Annotated in this window: 14 protein-coding genes and 2 pseudogenes; 6 read left to right on the top strand and 10 right to left on the bottom strand. The window is 61.3% G+C overall.

Going from position 1 to position 14,508, the window contains the following annotated elements; translation table 11 throughout:
- Window positions 1-17: 17 nt before the first annotated feature.
- A complete protein-coding gene (locus tag FCN77_RS23060; RefSeq protein ID WP_137324157.1) occupies window positions 18-794 on the top strand; it encodes a FadR/GntR family transcriptional regulator in 777 nt (258 codons plus the stop codon).
- Here the strand turns inward: FCN77_RS23060 and FCN77_RS23055 are convergent.
- From FCN77_RS23055 to FCN77_RS23030, 6 genes are read right to left on the bottom strand one after another with little or no spacing between them, the layout of a single operon-like run.
- Complete coding sequence (locus FCN77_RS23055) at window positions 740-2,077, bottom strand: L-fuconate dehydratase (protein ID WP_137324156.1); 1,338 nt, start codon at window positions 2,075-2,077, stop codon at window positions 740-742. The genes FCN77_RS23060 and FCN77_RS23055 overlap by 55 nt on opposite strands.
- Window positions 2,074-3,066, bottom strand: coding sequence for an aldo/keto reductase (locus FCN77_RS23050; protein WP_137324155.1), 993 nt, complete (start codon window positions 3,064-3,066; stop codon window positions 2,074-2,076). The genes FCN77_RS23055 and FCN77_RS23050 overlap by 4 nt, the downstream gene beginning before the upstream one ends.
- The gene (locus FCN77_RS23045; RefSeq protein ID WP_137324154.1) at window positions 3,063-4,013 is read right to left on the bottom strand and encodes a sugar kinase; all 951 of its coding nucleotides are present in this window, start codon (window positions 4,011-4,013) and stop codon (window positions 3,063-3,065) included. The genes FCN77_RS23050 and FCN77_RS23045 overlap by 4 nt, the downstream gene beginning before the upstream one ends.
- Window positions 4,010-4,597 (bottom strand): bifunctional 4-hydroxy-2-oxoglutarate aldolase/2-dehydro-3-deoxy-phosphogluconate aldolase, encoded by a 588-nt coding sequence (locus FCN77_RS23040; RefSeq protein WP_254678709.1) that lies wholly within the window; start codon window positions 4,595-4,597, stop codon window positions 4,010-4,012. The genes FCN77_RS23045 and FCN77_RS23040 overlap by 4 nt, the downstream gene beginning before the upstream one ends.
- Before the next feature lie 17 nt (window positions 4,598-4,614).
- Window positions 4,615-5,376 (bottom strand): SDR family oxidoreductase, encoded by a 762-nt coding sequence (locus tag FCN77_RS23035; RefSeq protein ID WP_137324152.1) that lies wholly within the window; start codon window positions 5,374-5,376, stop codon window positions 4,615-4,617.
- Window positions 5,373-6,446 (bottom strand): zinc-binding dehydrogenase, encoded by a 1,074-nt coding sequence (locus tag FCN77_RS23030; protein WP_254678708.1) that lies wholly within the window; start codon window positions 6,444-6,446, stop codon window positions 5,373-5,375. The genes FCN77_RS23035 and FCN77_RS23030 overlap by 4 nt, the downstream gene beginning before the upstream one ends.
- A 567-nt stretch (window positions 6,447-7,013) precedes the next feature.
- Here FCN77_RS23030 and FCN77_RS23025 point away from each other — a divergent pair.
- Window positions 7,014-7,613, top strand: coding sequence for an SDR family NAD(P)-dependent oxidoreductase (locus tag FCN77_RS23025; RefSeq protein WP_137324151.1), 600 nt, complete (start codon window positions 7,014-7,016; stop codon window positions 7,611-7,613).
- Between the two features lie 31 nt (window positions 7,614-7,644).
- Here FCN77_RS23025 and FCN77_RS23020 read toward each other — a convergent pair.
- Window positions 7,645-8,064 (bottom strand): annotated as a pseudogene (locus FCN77_RS23020) (ATP-binding cassette domain-containing protein); the annotation flags it as partial.
- 91 nt (window positions 8,065-8,155) lie between these two features.
- Here FCN77_RS23020 and FCN77_RS23015 point away from each other — a divergent pair.
- Window positions 8,156-8,554: a DUF1349 domain-containing protein gene (locus FCN77_RS23015; protein ID WP_368074347.1), complete on the top strand. Its 399-nt coding sequence runs from the start codon at window positions 8,156-8,158 to the stop codon at window positions 8,552-8,554.
- Here FCN77_RS23015 and FCN77_RS26120 read toward each other — a convergent pair.
- The 3 genes and pseudogenes from FCN77_RS26120 to FCN77_RS23005 all read right to left on the bottom strand — a co-directional run bounded on the left by FCN77_RS26120 (window position 8,508) and on the right by FCN77_RS23005 (window position 10,755).
- A complete protein-coding gene (locus FCN77_RS26120; RefSeq protein WP_175417362.1) occupies window positions 8,508-8,879 on the bottom strand; it encodes a hypothetical protein in 372 nt (123 codons plus the stop codon). The genes FCN77_RS23015 and FCN77_RS26120 overlap by 47 nt on opposite strands.
- 87 nt (window positions 8,880-8,966) lie before the next feature.
- Window positions 8,967-9,205: pseudogene (locus FCN77_RS27185) on the bottom strand (carbohydrate ABC transporter permease); the annotation flags it as partial.
- Window positions 9,206-9,216: 11 nt separating this feature from the next.
- Entirely contained in the window at window positions 9,217-10,755 is a 1,539-nt protein-coding gene (locus FCN77_RS23005; RefSeq protein ID WP_137324150.1) for an alpha-L-fucosidase, read from the bottom strand.
- A 185-nt stretch (window positions 10,756-10,940) separates the two neighbouring features.
- Between FCN77_RS23005 and FCN77_RS23000 the strand changes: the two genes are divergently transcribed.
- The 3 genes from FCN77_RS23000 to FCN77_RS22995 all read left to right on the top strand — a co-directional run bounded on the left by FCN77_RS23000 (window position 10,941) and on the right by FCN77_RS22995 (window position 14,506).
- Entirely contained in the window at window positions 10,941-12,731 is a 1,791-nt protein-coding gene (locus tag FCN77_RS23000) for a right-handed parallel beta-helix repeat-containing protein (RefSeq protein WP_217496189.1), read from the top strand.
- Window positions 12,703-13,299 carry a carbohydrate binding domain-containing protein gene (locus FCN77_RS26435; protein ID WP_217496188.1) on the top strand — a complete coding sequence of 199 codons (597 nt, stop codon included), beginning with the start codon at window positions 12,703-12,705 and terminating at the stop codon, window positions 13,297-13,299. Before FCN77_RS23000 ends, FCN77_RS26435 begins: the two co-directional genes overlap by 29 nt.
- Window positions 13,300-13,492: 193 nt before the next feature.
- Complete coding sequence (locus FCN77_RS22995; RefSeq protein ID WP_137324149.1) at window positions 13,493-14,506, top strand: LacI family DNA-binding transcriptional regulator; 1,014 nt, start codon at window positions 13,493-13,495, stop codon at window positions 14,504-14,506.
- The last annotated feature ends 2 nt before the right edge of the window (window positions 14,507-14,508 follow it).

Here is a 14,508-nt window from a genome sequence, read left to right as displayed (position 1 = left end):
CCCTCTAAAATGATCAGATGAATGATTCCTCATCGGATGGCCTGCCGACAGTGCGCCGCTCGCAAACCGACCATGTCGTTGCATCCATCTTGGCCATGGTGGATGAAGGGAGGCTCTCTGCTGGTGATCGACTTCCCATTGAAAAAGACCTGGCCGAGCTCGTAGGGGTTTCGCGAAGCTCTTTGCGCGAGGGCGTCCGTGCGCTTGCGGTCCTCGGTGTGCTGGAAACCCGTCAAGGGGATGGTACCTACGTCACTTCCCTGGACGCCAGTAAGCTGCTCGGCCCTTTGACACTCTTTGCTAACCGCCAGATGGCTGCAGAACCCTCGCAATTGATTCATGTGCGACGGGTTTTGGAAGCCGAGAGCGCATCCTTGGCCGCCAGGCGGGTAACGGACAGACAAGTAGAACAGATGAGTTCTTTGTTGGCTCGCGTCGATGCCCTGCTGGACGGAGACATAGATGAAACCAGTGTCAGTGCAATCATCGACGTGGATACTGAGTTTCACCGAAGCATCGCCAGCGCCTCGGGAAACCCTCTTTTGGGAGCGCTCGTTGACTCGTTGGCGGGCCGTACTTATCGAACGCGTGTATGGAGGGCGATGACCGAGCAGGGCGCGACGGCAACGACCCAAGCTGAGCACCGCGGGATTCTGGAGGCGATTCGCCGCCGCGACCCCGACCGGGCCAGGTTGCGGATGCACGCTCACCTGCTCGCCGTCGAAGACTTCGCAGACACTCACAATATCGACACCGCACCTACAGACTCAGACTCTGATGCAGCCGCCCAGTAGCTTCCCTTCGGATAGGAGTACACGTCGAGTGTTTCGCGGAACACTTTGGCGCTGTATCCGGGCTGCGAAGGCAGGACATAATTCCCTTCGACAACGATGCATGGATCGACGAAGTGCTCATGCAGGTGGTCGACGTACTCCGTGACACGGTTCTCAAGGGTGCCCGAAACCGCGACGTAGTCGAAAATGGACAGGTGTTGGACCAGTTCGCACAATCCAACTCCGCCTGCGTGCGGGCACACCGGCACACCAAATTTCTTTGCCATGAGATAGACGGCGAGAATTTCATTAATGCTTGCCAGCCGCGCCGCGTCGAGCTGGCAGTAATCAATTGCACCTGCCTGGAACATCTGCTTGAACAAGACCCGGTTCATGCCATGTTCTCCGGTCGCGACCCCGATGGGTGCAACGGCGCGGCGTACAGCTGCGTGGCCGAGGACGTCATCGGGGCTGGTGGGTTCCTCGATCCACAGGGGATTGAAATGCGCGAGCTCGTTCACCCAATCGATGGCTTCGGGGACGTCCCACACCTGGTTCGCGTCAATCATCAGCTTGGCGTCCCATCCGATCACCTCGCGGGCAATGCCCATTCGGCGCCGGTCGTCCTCGAGATTGGCACCGACTTTCAGTTTCACATGCTGGTATCCGCTGTCGACAGCTTCTTTGAGCAGCCGGCGCAATTTGTCATCGCTGTATCCCAACCACCCTGCGCTTGTGGTGTAGCACGGGTATCCACCGCGACGGTCCAGTTCGTCGATTCGCTCTTGACGTGTCGGCTCCATCTCGCGGAGAATTTCGATTGCCTCGTCCCTCGTGAGTGCGTCGGAAAGGTAGCGCAGATCGGCAACGTCGACAAGTTCTTCCGGACTCATGTCTGACAGCAGCCGCCATACCGGTTTCCCAGCCAGACGCGCCGCAAGATCCCAGACTGCGTTCATCACAGCTGCCATCGCCAGATGGACGACGCCCTTTTCCGGTCCAAGCCACCGCAGTTGCGTATCACCGGCCAGATCCCGATACACACCGCCGAGATCGCCTACCATGTTGGCGACATCGCGGCCAATAAGCGGAAGTGCACGCTGGCGGGCAGCTGCCACGCACAGATCGTTGCCCCGCCCGATCGTAAAAGTGAACCCATATCCGGACAGCTGCGGATCGTCCGTGACAAGTACGACGTAGGCAGCTGAGTAATCACCGTCCTTGTTCATTGCATCGGAACCATCCAGGCTCAGGGACGTGGGGAACCGCAGGTCATATACCTGCGCGTCGATAATGGTGGTCATGGTGTTCCGTTCAGATCAGGGACCAGGCCCGTAGCGTCGAGCTCGGCCCAGAGCTCGTCGGGAATTGGGGTGAGGAAGCGTTCAAGACTGCTGTCGACGTGTGAGGTCGAGCGGGTGCCGACGACCACGGACAGGACGGAGGGATGTCGGAGCGGATACTGAAGTGCGGCGTCGGGAAGGCTAAGGCCGTGGGCTTGGCAGGTTGCTGCGATTCGACGTGCCCTTGCCGTCATCGCGTCCGAGGCTGGCGCATAGTCGAAGTTGGCACCGTCCTTTACGGTGACGGAGCTGAGCAGGCCTGAGTTGTAAACGCCAGCTGCAACTATCCCCACTCCTCTGCTCTGCGCTAGCGGCAAAAGCTCTGTCGTTGCGGACTGGTCCAGCAGTGTGAGTCGGCCGGCGATCATAACGACATCGATATCGGTGTTGCGGATGAACTCGCAAAGCATGTCGGCCTGGTTCATGCCCACTCCGATCGAGCGTACGACGCCCTGGTCGCGGAGCTCGATGAGTGTATTGATTCCGGTGGTAGATGCTTGTTCCCAGTGATCGTCCGGATCGTGTAGGTACGCGATCGCAAGTGTGTCGACCTGAAGCCGTTGAAGGCTCTCCTCCACAGATCGGAGGATGCCATCGCGGCTGAAGTCCCAAACTCGTTTGCGTGCGGCCGGGACGAGGAAGCCTTCGTCGTCGAGTCGATCCGCTGTCTCCGGACTATCGAGCAGGAGTCGGCCAACTTTCGTGGACACGGCGATGTCGTCGCGGTCCAGCGCCTGCAGTGCAGCGCCAAGCCGCAACTCCGAAAGTCCCAGACCGTAGTGGGGAGCGGTGTCGAAGTACCGCAGCCCTAGTTCGTATGCGCGTGCGACGGCCTCTGTTGATGCCTGGTCGGTCGTGAGCCGGTTCAGGTTGCCGAACTGAGATGCGCCCAAGCCAAGGTTGGATATGCGGACACCGGTGCGCAAGGTGTTCATTGTCAGTTCAGTCATCTGTCCACCGGGTCCTGTGTTTCCAGGAGATGCAGGTCTTCTTGCCGGGGCAGGCCTTCCCAGTCCCCGTCGTTCAAACAGCTGAACGCTGCAACGGTTGCTGCGCGGCGTAGTCGCGCCGCGGGGTCTGCTCCTTCGATGAGCGCAGCCAGATAACCGGCGACGAACGCATCCCCGGCCCCGACCGTGTCGACGACAGTGACCGGCACTGCGGGCTGGGTGTATGCCTGACCCGAAATATCTGCGACACAGCCGTCTGCACCGAGTTTGATGATGACTTCGCGCGGTCCGAGTTCTGCGAGCTCACAGGCGAGCCAGGTCGAGTTGGAGCTGATTCCCTGGCCAAGCAGAAGCCGTGCTTCATCGCTTCCGGCAAAGATGATGTCGCTGCTCTTAGCGATTTTCCGGTACAACGGAGCAGGGTCATCGTCGAGCCAGAGCCTTGGTCGGTGGTTGACGTCGAAGCTCACCTGGGCGCCTTCCTCGCGGGCGTATTGGATGGCAGTGAAGGTGGCGTCCTCAGCTGAGCTGGAGAGCGACGCCGTGATCCCTGTGATATGGACAATGCCGGCGTGGGCGATCATGTCCCGAGAGATGTCTTTTGGTGCGAGCCGGCTGCCTGCGCTGTGGCGTCGATAGAACAGCACCTGAGTGGTGTGGGGCGTACGATGGTCCTTGATCATGAGCCCGGTGGGAGCCGGGTCGACGATTACATGGGTATCGATTCCTTCTGCCCGCAGTTCCCGCTGAATACGCCTTCCGAGGGAGTCGTCGCCTACCCTACCTACCCACTGGGTCGACACGCCTAGTCTGCTGAGGCCTATGGCGACGTTGCTGTCAGCACCACCGATACCAATTTTGGCTTCGCTGGTCGTCTCTATTCCTCCGGGCGAGCCGGCCCGGAACAATGCCATCGTCTCACCAAAGGTGAATACCCGCCGCTTCATTGCAGTGTCCTCATGGCGTTCCTGCAGCTGTCTTCGATCTCGATGAAGGATCCCGAAGCGATGAGGGAGCGCCCCGCGATCCAACTTCCACCTACTGCCAGGACGGAGGGGCGACGGAGGTACTCGGGGACCTCGGCGATATTGATGCCTCCCGAAGGGAGAAATGTGGTTCCGGGGAAGGCTGCTGTCAGTGCGTCAATGAAGGCTGTTCCGCCCAGCTGCGCGGCGGGGAAAAGTTTGACGGTTTTGATACCAGCGGAGCGTGCCGTCATCAGTTCGGTAGCGGTGGCTACCCCTGGGAACCAGGGGACGCCGTGATCGAGGGCGCTTTGGTGAACCTTTTCGTCCCACCCGGGGCTGATAAGGAACTTGGCGCCTGCGTCAGTGACGCGATCGACATCAGTTGCGGAGAGAACTGTTCCCGCACCAACGGTGAGTTCGGGGATAGCCGCTAGGCGGCGGATCACCTCCACTGCCGCTTCGGTGCGGAGCGTCACCTCCACCTGATTGATTCCACCATCCAGGAGTGCGGTGCCGAGGGCCTCCGCGTGCTCTGCGTTGTCGACGACTACGATTGGAAGCAATGGGCCCGTTATGACGGTCATCGTCCGAGCCACCCACCGTCGACGGGGAGGATTGCACCGCTGATATAGCGGGCTGCGTCTGAGGAGAGAAAGACGGCAGCTCCACCGAGATCTTCCGGTTCGCCCCATCTGGCCGCGGGAATGCGGTCTAGAATGGCTTGCCTCCGACCGAGGTCCGCTCGCAGATCCGCCGTATTGTCGGTGGCGATATATCCAGGTGCGATTCCATTGACTGTCACTCCCGAGGCAGTCCATTCGTTGGCGAGGGCGCGGATAAGTCCTGCGATTGCTGACTTGGATGCGGTGTATCCGGGCACGTTGATCCCTCCCTGAAATGAGAGCAGCGAGGCGGTAAAAATGATGCGGCCGTTTCCGCGGGCAAGCATTGCGCGCCCAATGAGCTGGGTGAGCAAAAATTGGCTGGTGAGATTGATTTGGACTACGCGTGAGAAGGAGTCCGCAGAGTGCTGTGCGGCCGGTGCACGTTCGATAGTTCCGGCATTATTGATAAGAATGTCAATGGGCGAACCGGACTGGATGAGCTCTGCTCCGAATGACGTTACGGCGTCCGGGTCAGCGAAGTCGACCCTGTACCCAGTGAACGATCGTCCGTGCGACTCTACCGCTTTCTGGACAGCTGATCCGTGCAGATCCAGTGTTGCTGAGACGGCTATGATATCCGCCCCGGCGGTTGCGAGAGAGTCTGCCATTGCCAGGCCGATTCCGCGGCTTGCCCCGGTGACGAGTGCCGTTTTTCCTGTCAGATCGAAGGGATTCATTGCTGCGGTCCTCCAACCTCGATGAGTACCTTCAGGGCGGCGCCTGCTTCCAACTTTTCAAACGCGGACTGCACCTCATTCAGCGGTACGATCTCTGTGATGAGCTGTTCAGCGGGTATCAGCCCAGCCTCGATCAGCCTCACCGCTTCTTCGAAATCGGTGCGCTGATAGACCCTGGCCCCGAGAATCCGCAATTCGCGCCAGAAAACTCGTTGGAGGTCCACAAGACGCGGTTCCGGGTGAATCGCTACAACAACGACGGTCCCGCGTACCTTTGCCAAATTAGTTGCCGTGCGGATCGCTGCTGCTGCGCCGGCAACTTCGAAGACGACGTCTGCTCCTGCTCCATGAGTCCACTCCGTTACCCAGGCCACGGGATCGACTTGGCTTGGGTCGATAGTGGTCAGGCCGAGTTCCTGTGCCAGGGCGCGCCTGCCCGGATCCAGTTCCATGACCGCCACATCGGCGCCTACACTCCGGGCGACGGTCGCGATGAGAACACCGATCGGTCCGGCACCGATGACTACGGCCTGCTGCCCTCTGGTCAGTTCGGATCGGCGCACATCGTGAACTGCAACGGCGACGGGCTCGACCAGGGCAGCATGTGCCAGCCGAACACCTTCGGGCACACGGACAAGAAGGTCGGATGGAACAACCCACTGCTGCTGCAGGGCGCCGGCGGTGTCGATGCCGACGAACTGCAGGTTCTGGCAAATATGGGAATGACCGGACTGGCAGGCAGGACAGGTGTTGTCCCAGACCAGGGGCATCACGGTCACAACGTCACCGATGTTCCATCCGGACACATCAGCACCAAGTTCAGTGATAACGCCGACCATTTCGTGGCCGATGATTGCCGGTTTCGTGACCCTCGAATCCATGTGCCCATGGAAGATGTGAAGATCGGTCCCGCAGAGTCCGACATATGCCGGTTCGACCCTGACGCTGCCGGGGCGAACCGGTTCCGGCTCGATGTCCGTGAGGGTGAATCTGCGTTCCCCGGTATAGGTGACTGCTTTCATGCGTTGGTACTCCTGATGTCTGTTCACAGGCGCGGCGTTGCTGCGCACGCCCGCGGAGAGGTGTGACGTTCCCTGTCGTTTTGGCCAGCCGCGGTCGGCGCCGCGAATCAGCGGGTAGGTGACCTTAGTCGTTCTGGTCCTTGCCGGACGCCAGGCGGCTAATGACCAGTGCGCCGAGGATGATCGCCCCGTTGAGGAAGTTGATCCAGCTCGGTTCCGGAACACCCCGCCAATGCCACTACTCCTACAACAGTTCCTACAGCGATCCCCATTGATCGAATACGCACGATAGCGGCCTCCACTCTTGGCTTAGCTCTACTGATCGAGAGCCAAATTACTATATACAGGTTATTCATCAGATGTCTACTGCTTAAAACTGCTAATTTACGGTCCGTGGCCAGTTATAGATATGATCAATCTACGCTGGATGCGCCCAGTGGTGAATGAGTTGGCGGCTTGGTGTGTCTCACAGGCTCACGCACCTGCGGCCATCCGTCGCGCGAACGAAACTTCGCGGTCGGCGCCAGTGGGATCGCTGATTGATCGGATGCATATTCTGTAATAGGAAATTAAGACCTTGAAAACCATCGCCTCTCGTCCACTGACGAGAGTGCGATCGCGCGTGTCCTCGAGGCGGCGGGCGGGAGAATCGATTGTCTCGCCAACGTCGCAGGGCTCTCCGACGACTTCAGTGCAATCCATGAGGTGACCGACGCGGTCCTGGAACGTACCTTCAACGTCAATGTCTTCGGATTGATACGCCTCACCCGCGCCTTGATACGCCTCACCCGCGCCTTGATACGCCTCACCCGCGCCTTGATACGCCTCACCCGCGCCGTCGTCCCCCTAATGTTGGACGCGGGACGGGGCACCGTCGTGAACGTCGCATCCGAGGCCGCGCTTCGCGGGTCCTCGTCTGGGCTCGCGTACACCGCCTCGAAGCATGCGGTGATCGGAGTCACCCGCAGCATGGCGTTCACGTACGAGCCGAACGGCATCAGAGTCAACGCCGTCGCTCCAGGTGGAACGTTGACCGGCATGCGCCCCGTCATCACGGGTGGTTACGGACCGGAACGCGTGCAGAGCTTCTCGCCGCCGGTCCCGATCGCGTTGCCCGAGAACCTCGCGGTGTCGATCACATTCCTCCTCAGCGACGACAGCGTGAACGTGAACGGAGCCATTCTGACCTCGGACGGCGGTGAGTCCGTCTTCTGACTCGTACCCGAGCGCGCAGCTCGGTATCAATTCAGTGTGATCGAGCCACAAGATCAGTGGTGCTTGCGCGAAGAGCCTTCCGCAGCTCCCGTCGTTGGCGTTGCCGATCGGGGTCGGCCGTTAGAGAGGCGAGGAGCAGACTCCTGGTGTACTCGTTCCGTGGATTCAACGTGACGTCGGCTGCGGACCCGGTCTCGACCAATTCGCCCTGGTACATCACCGCGATGCGATGGCTCACGAGGCGCACCATCTGCAGTTCGTGGGTGATGAAGAGGTAGGCGACTCCGGTTTCGCGCTGATTGTCGACGAGAAGGTCGAAGACTCACGCTTGGGTGGTGAGGTCGAGTGCGGAGACGGGCTCGTCGCAGACGATCAGTCGAGGTTTGAGCGCGAGGGACCGAGCGATGGCCACTCGCTGACGCTGTCCACCACTGAACTCCCGCGGGTACCGGCGCGGACTCGCCTGTCCAAATGGAGGTGATTCTCCGCACCCGGCAACCGGATTGCCCATGCACTCCTTGCTCCCCTAGAGCAGGACGCGGCTGTCGAGCTTTCGTTCGAACTGGACTTCTCAGAACAGTTCGATCAGGCGGAGCCTCCGCGTCGACGACACGGAATCGATCAAGGCCGGCGTCGAGTGGAGCGATGGCGAGGCAAGCCTCGGCGCCGTCGTGACCCGTGGCGTGTCCGACTGGTCGCTTGGACCAGCTTCTGGGTGGGCTGGTCGCACCGTGACGACGCGGGCAAGCCGTTCGGGAGACGCGGTGACGATCCGGGCCCGGGTGGATGACGAAGGGTGGCGCCTGGTTCGGGTGGCACCTCTCAGCCCTGCGGCTACGGTCACCGCCGGGCCGTTCTGCTGCGCTCCGTCACGAGCGGGCCTCGTCGTGAATTTCACCTCGTGGCGCAAAACAGACGTGGACACCAGCCTCCACCCATAACAGTGCAGTCTGTCCTTCGTTCTCCGGGCTCACGTGGGGAGAAGAGTTCGTCGGCGTTCCCACGGGCACTACTTGACAGGGAGCTGGTCGGCTGGTGGTGCGCCGGTGAACTGGGGCCCATGTGCGGGGTCCCGGTCAACCATGCGGAAGCACTGGCCCAGGACTGGAGGACCTCCAGGACATCCGGATTGGTTTCGTCGGCCTGGGCCTGCTGGTAGGACTCCTCGAGCAGATCCTGCAAGATGATGCGGCGGCCGGTTGAGGCACTGGCCATGGCTGCTTCAACCATGGCCAGACCCATGATGTTTCCGTGCACTTCTCCCATGGGCTCCTTGCCGGTGCGACGTGCTGTGACGAATTCTCGCAGGGAGCCCTCGATGTCCCGGCGGGTTTCATCGTTCTGGTCTGGATCACTAACCTCCGAGCTCCAGCCGTTCACATATGCGCCGATGCATTGGGAGATGCCCAAGTTCACCGTCCGCCGCCTGATCGGTGGTGGTCAGTGTCACAGCAAACAGGAAGTCGTTCCAGCTAAAGAGGAACGTGAAGAGCGCGGCGGAAATTAGCGAATTCCTGCTCAGCGGAAGCACTATCGACCCGAAGGTGCGCAGGGCCCCGCGCCGCCTCAATCACTGAGGACATGCCCAGCACGGAAATCCTCCTCATCCGTGCAAGAAGTCGTGACGGGGTGGCCGAGCCTCGTCTTCGAGGTAGAGCCGCACGACCGGACCCGCCGCGGTCTGCGATTGGGCCGGCAACGTCACCTCAAGCGACTCAGCGGATCGCTGCCAAGCAACGTCTTCGGCAGAACCGAGGACTCGAACCTCCCGGATTCCTCGGGTAAGGAGCCCGGCCCCGCTTCCAAACGAACGGATGCGGGCTATTCCGTCCTGCGGGTGTGCAAGCAATGTTCCGTAAACGTAGTCGCCGGTAACGTCGGTTCGTGTGGTGAAGCGAACATCTGCCGCCGTGTACTCCGGCGAGGAGCTGTCAACGAAAGAGCCGACCGTGACCACGGTCGGGCCCTCGCCGGGAATGATCCACGGTCGGCTGCCGTAGATCGCTTCGCCGTTTCGCGTCAGCCACTCCCCGATGGCCTGGAGGAGCCGACGTTCCTCTTCTGGGATCGTGCCGTCGGCTTTGGGTCCGACGTTCAGGAGGAGCACGCCGTTTTTCGACACGGTGTCAGCCAGTTCGGCGATCAGCTCCTGCGCGTCCTTGTAGTCGTGCCCCTCAACCCAACTCCACGATGTTCGCGACACCGACGTGTCGTTTTGCCAAACGTCTTCGCGGATGCCACCCATGGTCCCGCGTTCGATGTCGTAGACAGCGCTCCCCTTCGCGAAGGCGTTCCACTTGAAATTGATGACGACCTCACGACCCCATTCGGCGGCGCGGTTGTAGTAGTACGCGGCGAAGCGCCTCAGATACGGCTCGAATGCAGCCGACTCGATCCACCAATCGAAGTAGAAGATTTGCGGGCGGTACTTGTCGACGATCTCGACGCATCGCAGGAGCCAGTCCTCGAGGAAGCGCTCATTCGGCGCGATCTCTTCACGCTGGGCCGGCCCATAGAGGTCCGCGTAGGCGGGATCGCGAACGTCGGAGTCGAACCGGCTCCCTCCGTTCATGAAGAACCAGTGCTCTGCGCGATGACTTGAGGCGCCGAGAACCATCCAGGCGCGATCCACTGCGTCGCCGAGCTTACGCAAGATGTCTTGGCGCGGGCCCATGTTCGTAACGCTCCACCGCGAACGGCCGGTGTCGTACAGGGCGAAACCGTCGTGGTGCTCGGCCACCGGCACCACGAACTGCGCGCCGGCCTCCTTGAACAGCGCGGCCCAGTCGTCGGGCTGGAACTTGTCCATCGTGAAGCTCGGGATGAAGTCCTTGTAGCCGAATGCATTCTGCGGTCCGTAGGTCTCGACGTGATGCTCGAACGCTTTCGTCCCTTCGAGGTACATGGAGCGGGAATACCACTCGTCGCCAAAGGCGGGGACGGAGAACACTCCCCAGTGGAGGAAGATGCCGAACTTGCCGTCGTGGTACCACAGCGGTGCCCGGTACCTCTGCAGCGATTCCCAGGTCGAGTCGTAGGGCCCGGCGTCGATGACCTGCTTCACGCCAGCCAAGGCTGCTGTGTTATCAGAAACATCGACCTGATAAGGGAGGTCGTCAGGGTTGATCAAGGGCAACGTCATTGTGGATCCTTCTCGCGAGCGTCAGTGAAATCGAGGTCGTTGGACCAGACCGACCCGCATGGTGGGTTGACAGCTTGGGCGTTCTGCGGGACAGCGTACCCCACATCCTTGGAACGCTCCAAGGATTCCGCCGTTCAAAGGAGAATGGACATCCCATGTTGAAAAGTCCGAAACGTCCACGAGCCATGCTTTCCCTCCTCGCCGCCGTGCTCCTTACGGTGGCGGCACAAAGCAACGCCGGGGTGGCAAACGCCGCAGGATCAGACCACTTCGTTGATTGCTCGGCCAGCACGAATGGCCTGGGGACTCAGGCGGATCCGTGGAATTCGCTGGCATCGGTGAATTCCCTGCAGTTCGGCCCTGGCGAACGCGTACTGTTCAAGGCGGGAACGACCTGCGTCGGTCAGCTGACGCCGTCCGGGTCGGGAGCAGCAGGCAGCCCCGCCGTCATCACGAGCTATGGATCTGGCGCCAAGCCGATCATCGACGGCAATGGCGTGGTGGGTGCCACGATCAAGCTTCTTAACGTCCAGCAGTGGCAGCTCTCGGGACTCGAGGTCCGAAACGCCGCGGCGTCCCCCGCGTTCAGGACCGGAGTGCTGGTCGAGAACTCGTCGGGGACGACGCTCTCGGGCATTTCCATCACCGACATGACGGTTCGCAATATCTCCGGATGGTCGGGCGGCTGGTACTCGTCGAACGCGGGAGTCGCCATCCAGACCGACCAAACCGCGTCCGTCTCCACCTGGAACGACATCACGATCGACAACAACACCTTCGACCACGTCGACCGCATCGCTATTGCTGTCACACCAGAGGGCAACGGTCGTGGTACCGGCATGACGACGAACGTTCGCATCCTGAACAACAACATCCGGTACTCGGGCGGCGACGACATTCTGGTCGTCAACGGCGATGGAGCGCTGATTGACGGGAATGATGCGGCGTACGGCGGGCCCAAAGCGACGACCGGATGCCCGCCCTCCGGGAATATCTGCAATACGGCGGCAGCTTCGATCTGGGTGGCCGGCAGCAGCGACACGACTATCCAGAACAATACGGTGGCGTGCACGATCAACCAGCAGGACGGCATGGCGTTCGACGTCGACTGGGGCAACCACAACACAACAATCCAGTACAACTACTCGCGCAATAACTCCGGTGGCTTTCTCTTGATGATGCAGCAGATCGGGGGCGAACTCCCGAGCGACGGAACGGTCGTCCGCTACAACGTGAGCGAAGACGATACGAACACGGCTGGCTGCCCAATTACCAGCAACTTCAACAGAGCGCACAACGTGTTCGACTTTCCGAGGGCGATTCCCAACCAGAGCGGTTCGGCCGCACCCCTTCCAGACATTTACAACAACACGATCTACATCTCGTCCGGCCGCGCCACATCGGTGACCGGAACGCGGACCGGCAACACGCAACCCGGTTCCTACAAGTTCCGAAACAACCTGGTGCTGAACTTCGGATCCAAGGGCTACCTGCAGACAACCGGTTCCGTCTTCGCCAACAACCTGCTGTACGGGCCACGCAACAACAATGAGCCGACGACCGGCACGATCTACTTGTCGCCCCAGGTGGTCGGTCCCCTCCAATCTGCGACCCAGGCCTCGGGCGGTATGGCGGCCTATCAGCCCCGCGAATCGTCGCCCGCCTTGGGCGCCGGTGTCGCGATCCCCTCCAACGGCGGCCGGGATATCGCCGGCAACCCGATCGCGGCGGTACCCAGTATCGGTGCCTATGAGACAGCCGACACGAATCTCGTTCGAAATGGCAGCTTTGATTCCGGGGCTCTCACGCCGTGGACCCTCAGTGGGGCAGGATCGTCACTCACCACGAGCACGCCGTTCAACGGCAGCTCTGCAGTGCAGACGGGGAACTCGAACAGCGGAGTCGAGAACGTCGTGAGCGGCTTAACCCACGTCGACCAGTTACCTCTTGTCGGCGTGGGTTTCGGCGTGGGTTAAGGTCGGGGTCGCCGGTGAGCAGGTCGCGATCGGGGTCAAGAACTACGGCGGAACGGAGACTTTCAGCAAATCGACCGACGCAGCCTGGGCACTCGATACCGTCCAGTTCACCACCGGACCAACCAGCACGAGCGCGACGATCCACTGCTACAAGAACACCGGCTCCGGCCCGGGCTTCTGTGATGACTTCAGCATCGTCAAGTTGTCGAACCCTGCCGACCTGGTGGTGAACGGAGGCTTCGAGACCGGCTCGCGAGCACCGTGGGGCCTGTCGTCGACGGTCGCAGTCAACGTCACCGCCTCGGCTGCCCACAGCGGGTCGTTCGGGCTCGCGACGGGAGCGGCGAACAGCGGGGTGCAGCAGACGATCAGCGGACTCCAGCCCGGCACGACGTACGTTCTCACGGGGTGGCTGCATGCGGTGTCGGGTGAGCAGATTGCTCTCGGCGTCAAGTCATTCGGCGCCGCGGAGTCGTTCCATGCGGTGGCCGGGGCGACATACGCACCCGCCGCGGTGGTGTTCACCACGGGCACTGCCAGCACGCAAGCAACCGTCTATTGCTACTAAGGGGCGGGATCGGGTGCGGGAGCATGCGATGACCTCGCACTGATGGCCGTGGGCTAGTCATCACCTCGGGATGTGGCTGCGTCGAAAACTCGTCGACACAGCCACATCCCGCGCGCCATGCCCAATTTTGGTACGCTCCAAATGAGACTCTGGCCGAAAGGGCCGTCGAGGCGGCAAGGATTTAAGGACGGGAATGGGTCGGCAAGTAACATTAGAGGACGTCGCCGCCGAGGCGCACGTCTCGAAGAGCAGCGTTTCAAACGTGATCCGAAACCATCCGAACGTTCGGGAGTCGATGCGCCAGCGCGTCAACGCGGCAATCGACAAACTCGGCTACCGGCCGCAGGCAATCGGTCAGAACCTCGTCTCGGGGCGGACAGGTCTTGTGAGCCTTGCAATCCCCAATTTCGCGCAACCCTACTTCGCCGAGTTGGCGCGGGCCGCGGTTGCCGCAGCCGACGATGCCGGGATGCGCCTGATCGTTCAGCAGACCGACAATCTGTTGGAGCGTGAACGAGAAGCTGCGGACTCGTGGAACCTGGGCTCCGCCGATGGTCTTATTTTCAGCCCATCGGTGATCGAGGACGAAGAGATCGAGGTGAGGCGAGGTCGCGCCCCGCTCGTGCTGTTGGGCGAGCGATCGAAGTTGTCGTCCGTCGATCGCGTCGGCATCGACTCGGTGGCGATCTCGCATACTGCCACCAAGCACCTGTTGGATCAGGGCCGCTCACGACTGGTGATGATCGGAGACAAGACCTTCGGTGACCCGTTCGTCGTGTCGGAGCGCGAAGCTGGATTCCATCAGGCGTTGGAGGAGGCCGGCCTCCGCGAAGCCGGGCCTGTTGGGGCCGTTCGGGATTGGACCCGCGAAGATGGAGCTCGCGCCGTCGATGAGCTTCTCGACGCGGGCTTCGGGTTCGACGGGGTCTTCTGCGCCAACGACCTGCTCGCGCTGGGGGCACTGTCGGCCCTTCGGCGGCACGGGCTGAGGGTGCCGGAGGACGTCGCGGTGATCGGAATCGACGACATCGAAGATGGCCGGTTCGCCTCACCCACGCTCTCCACGATGTTCATCGACAAGGAGTGGATGGCGCGCGAGGCCGTCCGGCTGCTCGCCAAGCAACTCGCCGATCCCGACTCGATTCCGGAACAACTCAGCGTTCCCTTCCACCTCCTCGCGCGCGAATCGACCGCTCTGTACCGCTGACC

The organism is Arthrobacter sp. 24S4-2 (genome assembly GCF_005280255.1).
In the GTDB taxonomy this organism is placed as follows: domain Bacteria; phylum Actinomycetota; class Actinomycetes; order Actinomycetales; family Micrococcaceae; genus Arthrobacter.
Note: the sequence above shows the minus strand (reverse complement) of the source record. Positions and strands in the feature narration are given on the sequence as shown.

Coding starts and splice junctions, on each gene's coding strand:
- FCN77_RS23060 (WP_137324157.1), top strand. CDS start 18: ATGAATGATTCCTCATCGGATGGCCTGCCGACAGTGCGCCGCTCGCAA.
- FCN77_RS23055 (WP_137324156.1), bottom strand. CDS start 2,077: ATGACCACCATTATCGACGCGCAGGTATATGACCTGCGGTTCCCCACG.
- FCN77_RS23050 (WP_137324155.1), bottom strand. CDS start 3,066: ATGACTGAACTGACAATGAACACCTTGCGCACCGGTGTCCGCATATCC.
- FCN77_RS23045 (WP_137324154.1), bottom strand. CDS start 4,013: ATGAAGCGGCGGGTATTCACCTTTGGTGAGACGATGGCATTGTTCCGG.
- FCN77_RS23035 (WP_137324152.1), bottom strand. CDS start 5,376: ATGAATCCCTTCGATCTGACAGGAAAAACGGCACTCGTCACCGGGGCA.
- FCN77_RS26120 (WP_175417362.1), bottom strand. CDS start 8,879: ATGGGAGAAGTGCACGGAAACATCATGGGTCTGGCCATGGTTGAAGCA.
- FCN77_RS23005 (WP_137324150.1), bottom strand. CDS start 10,755: ATGACGTTGCCCTTGATCAACCCTGACGACCTCCCTTATCAGGTCGAT.
- FCN77_RS23000 (WP_217496189.1), top strand. CDS start 10,941: ATGCTTTCCCTCCTCGCCGCCGTGCTCCTTACGGTGGCGGCACAAAGC.
- FCN77_RS22995 (WP_137324149.1), top strand. CDS start 13,493: ATGGGTCGGCAAGTAACATTAGAGGACGTCGCCGCCGAGGCGCACGTC.